The organism is Mucilaginibacter sp. P4_G9 (assembly GCF_056400985.1).
In genome coordinates this window covers 1-4,417 of record NZ_JBFUKF010000411.1, presented here as the reverse complement: position 1 = coordinate 4,417, position 4,417 = coordinate 1, and the positions used below count along the sequence as shown (strand labels likewise).

The 4,417-nt window shown below is 43.3% G+C and carries 3 protein-coding genes; all 3 read right to left on the bottom strand.

Annotated features, from left to right (window positions below; translation table 11 throughout):
- A partial coding sequence (locus AC1DPZ_RS22725; protein ID WP_477407749.1) for an acyltransferase family protein occupies nucleotides 1–636 on the bottom strand: 636 nt, incomplete at its 3' end.
- 11 nt (nucleotides 637–647) lie between these two features.
- Nucleotides 648–3,602, bottom strand: a complete 2,955-nt coding sequence (locus AC1DPZ_RS22720; protein ID WP_477407747.1) for a beta-galactosidase — start codon at nucleotides 3,600–3,602, stop codon at nucleotides 648–650.
- 220 nt (nucleotides 3,603–3,822) lie between these two features.
- Nucleotides 3,823–4,417: alpha-N-acetylglucosaminidase C-terminal domain-containing protein (locus AC1DPZ_RS22715; protein ID WP_477407745.1), on the bottom strand; the 595-nt coding region annotated here is incomplete at its 5' end.

Here is a 4,417-nt window from a genome sequence, read left to right as displayed (position 1 = left end):
CACTATGCCTGTTAATGTGCTTAATAAACCTTCCGGATCAAAAGCTATGGGGCCGCCTTTATCGTGGTATAAATGATCATTGCCTAATAATACAATATCAAGACGGGTACCGGCATTGCCCAGCATGGTAAACTCTTTGCCTGGTTCGCCAAAAAAAAGTAAAAACGCCCAGTATCCAATTAATAGTAATGCGGATATGATAACAGCTGTTTTTTTGGAGCAATAATGAACTATTAAAGCGCCGAAAAAGTAGCACAAAGCAATACGCTGCAGCACGCCCATAATACGGGTATGGCTAAGCGGGTTAAAAGCCCAGCCATCATTAACACGATGGAAGAACGGGAACCAGTACATAAGGTACCCTAATAGAAATATAATAACCGTTCTTTTAAATATCTTGCCGATAAATGCCGTATCCGACTCAAACTTCTTTTTAGAGAAGCTAAGCGCGTTACCAACTGCAAACAGGAAGGACGGAAACACAAGGTCGGTTGGAGTAAAACCTATCCATGGAGCATGGTCGAGCGGTGCCCATACGTTTGCGCCCGAACCCGGTGCATTCACAATGATCATGAAGCAGATAGTCATTCCACGGAATATATCGAGCGCTGTAAATCTTTCAGTAGTTAAAGCCATTTTTTGTTTTATTAATTGAGATCAGCACTTAGTTGAGTTGTTGTACGCCCGGCTTCGGGCTCGGCAGCAATTATGGTATTGTTAGGTTGTTTACCATCTTCATCATATATCACCAACTGGTTTAAGCCCTTGTTGAGCCAGCATTCGGGTATATACAAACTGGAAACCTGGATCTTTTCGGGGTAGCGGCCAATATGATGCCCATTAATCCAAACAGAACCATGTCCCAGTTTTTTGGGCTCAAACCGCCATATGAAACTTTGCCCTTTTTGCTTCGGAACGGTAAACGAGGCATGGTAAAAGCAGGGACTATTTATCTTATTACCCGATGTTAATGTTTGCCAGCCCCTTATTGCTTGCGGATCACCCGGACCTCCCTTCATTTGCCAGCCAGTTATTGCCTGGGCGTCGCCGATAGCGTTGATCTTTACAGGCTGATCAATACCGCCTTCGTTGGAGTAGTTTTCAATAAACAAGGATAGTGTAACGGGATGTTTTAAAATATCGGTATCAGTAATATTAATTTGAAAAGGCTGGTTCCAGCCGTCATGGTGCAATACCTGTTTCCCATTGATGAATACGGTTGCATTTTCGTCGATACTTTTAAACGTCAAGGTGATTTTTGATGTACCTGCAGGTTGTTGTGGTATAATTGTAGTAAACCACCCGTATCCTTCTTTTAAATTAAAGGCATCAGCACCTATTTTATACTTTTTAAATAGGGTAGTATCAAATGCAGGTGGCCCCTGTTTAACATCACTATTTTTTTCTGCTTTCATAAAATACCAATCATTTATTTCGCTAATGAAAGGACCATCTTTTTTAATCAACGCATTACCAAAAATTCCTTTACTATCCACTTCATCTATTGGCCCAATATAAGCGGGCAGCTTATCGCGGCCGTCATGGGCTGTAAAAATAGTTAAAGCATGTTTGCCCTTTTTTAATTGAAGTGAAACTTCGGCGTTGCTCAGCTTCCAGTTAGCAGCTGGCTTTCCGTCAATAAAGGCCTGGCCGAGGCCGTTACCATTAACCTGTAATGTATACTTGCCTGTAGCCGGAATGGTAACTGACGTTTTGTACCAGGCATCGGCGGTTATATCACCATCCGCACCCATGGGTAAGGGGGCTTTTGAAGACAACCATTGGCCGGTATTATAATTTGCAGCAGCAAAACCCGAAGCACTTTTAAACTCCCAATTGTTTAATGCAATGCTTTGGGGTTGTTTGGCGCCTGGTGATGATGCCTGATTTAGAAGAACTGATTTTTTATCTGTATAGATCCATACCTGATCCGGCTTATCTGCCAACAATGGCGATTCCATTTCGGCAATAAACTGCCCGCTCTTAACTTCGGCTTTCCCCAAATAGGCAGCACCGCTAACGATATAGTTTTTACCTGCTATCTCGTCAATATATGTTTTATCGGTCCATTGCCTGTTCATTGCTAAAACACGGATGGTTTGTGTACCCACTTTAAAAGTGTATTCCAAAGGCTTTTCCGTAGCGGCCATCGTTTCATTGATGATTACCTGGTCTCCCGCTATTTTTACGGCTGAGTTTACAGTTGATACCTTGCTTTTGACTGTAAAATACAACGATAAAGGCATCCCTGCTTCAACATCTGCAATAATTGTTGTGGTATTATCCTGCTTTACAACGGCAAAAATCCTGCTTAAAGCCCAATGAAGCGTAACCTCATTATTGATATTATAATCGTGAACCAGGGGATAGATCTCGCCAGGTAAAACCGTTATCTTCTTATCGCCCGAAACTTTATCATTAGGGAAATGCAGTTGCGCGGTTATAGCTTCTTTACCCGGATTGTCGAGGAAGACAATTTCTCCCACCGGGCTTTTGCGCGCGCTAATTTTTAAAGAAGGGTCTGTTACTATCTTACTAAATGCAGCAGAATCATTTACACTGTTTTCCAGAACATCCTGGAAACTGCGGGCAAACCATGCCGCGCGTTTAAAGGTATAATATATCGGCCTCAGATCACCTGCCTGCCCAATTGCAGCACCATAATCATAGGAGGCTGCATCCTCATCGTTATTGGTATATCCAAAGTTCGATCCGCCATGCGCCATATAATAATTATACCCGTTGCCGCCGTTGGCTATAATTTTCCAGGTGCGCCTGTCGTAAAGCACGGCATCACCGGGCTTAGCGCCGTACTGCGAATACCATACGCTCCAAAACTCTGTAGAAAACCATGGATTGGGCCTTGTGGCATCGTCCAGTTTCCCATCTCCCGCCGGATCGCTGGCATGATGCAGGCCGCTAAAAAAGTAAGGCACCTGCATCCCCATGGTCAATGCCTTGGTTTGCAAGTGTTTAAAATATCCATCGGGCATTACTGTACCCCAGCCTTTGGGGTGTTCGTTCTCTAACTGAACCAATACCACCGWACCACCTTTATTAACCTGGTTATTAAATACAATGGGTAAAAGATGATCGAAGAAACGATCAACGTATTTTTCAAACAATGGATTATCTTCCCGTACCCGCAATCCCTTTTTAAACTTGAGCCAGATAGGGTAGCCTCCATTATCCCATTCGGCACAGTAGTACGGACCTACACGAACGATGGAGTACATGCCAAGGTCTTTAACCTCTTTTAAAAACTGGTTGAGGTCATGGTCGCCGGTAAAATCAAATTTGCCTTCCTGTGCTTCATGAAAATTCCAGATGGTGTAAATCTCAATACAATTAAATCCGGCCTGCTTGATGCGCAGCAACCTATCACGCCAAAGCTGGTGCGGGATTCTTGCATATTCTAACCCTGCAGAAACAAGGAAGGTACGCTTGCCTGCTATCAAAAAACCTTTGCTGTCAAAATCAATATAAGGTTTGGCCGCTGCCGATGGAGGGAAAATGTGGTCATTACTTGATTGGGCATTTATGGTTGTGCTGTATGCCAGGCAAATAAGGATTATTAGGAATTGGTATGTGCTTTTGATCATGTGTTTTATGATTCAACGTTTTTTGTTATGGTAGCGTAGGGTTCGTGCTTCAACCCGTCATTGATTATGATTATTGCCTTTTCAACCGTACAGGCGCATAATTGCATCTCCCACGTGCAAATCGACCTCGCAAATTGCAAATGCAAATCGACGATCTTGTAAATTCGGAATGTCCTGCGGGAGACGCAATTATGCGTCTCTACAAAAAAACAGGTAGCGGCTAATACGCTGCCTGCAACACCAAACTGCTATACTTTGCAAACAAAGCCTTGGCTTTTTCTACACCATCGCCTTTGGCAACATCGGTATAAGCATTATCATGCTTATTAACCCATTGCCATTCCCAATTTTTTACCTGTGCATCAAATGCCTTGTCGTTAAAAGGGGTGCCTGTTGTCATTGCTTTTGTAAGCTGCACAAAATACAGTTCCCAGCGGGGCTTATAATAGCCCTGTATTAAACCGGCCCATTGCCTGTTTGAGTATTCGCGTAGGCCGCTTTCCTTATCGCCCCAAAGGGTAACCAGGTCGCGGGCATTAAATTCGTATAGGTTCTTTTCCTTTTCAGTGATGCCGTTTGCCCTTGCCTCGTTGATCCATTTACCCAATAAAAAGTCTTTACGGGTGCTTAGCAGGGCATCCATATCATCCATTAACTGTAAAAACGTGGTGCTATATTCTTTAAACGCTTCCTTATCACCGCTTTTATAGGCCGATGCCATTTTTTGTTGCAATGGCGTTGCATAATTTGCTAATACCTGCCGGGTTACATCAATAAGGTCGTACTGAAAGCCATCACTTTGTTTCAGGCTATCT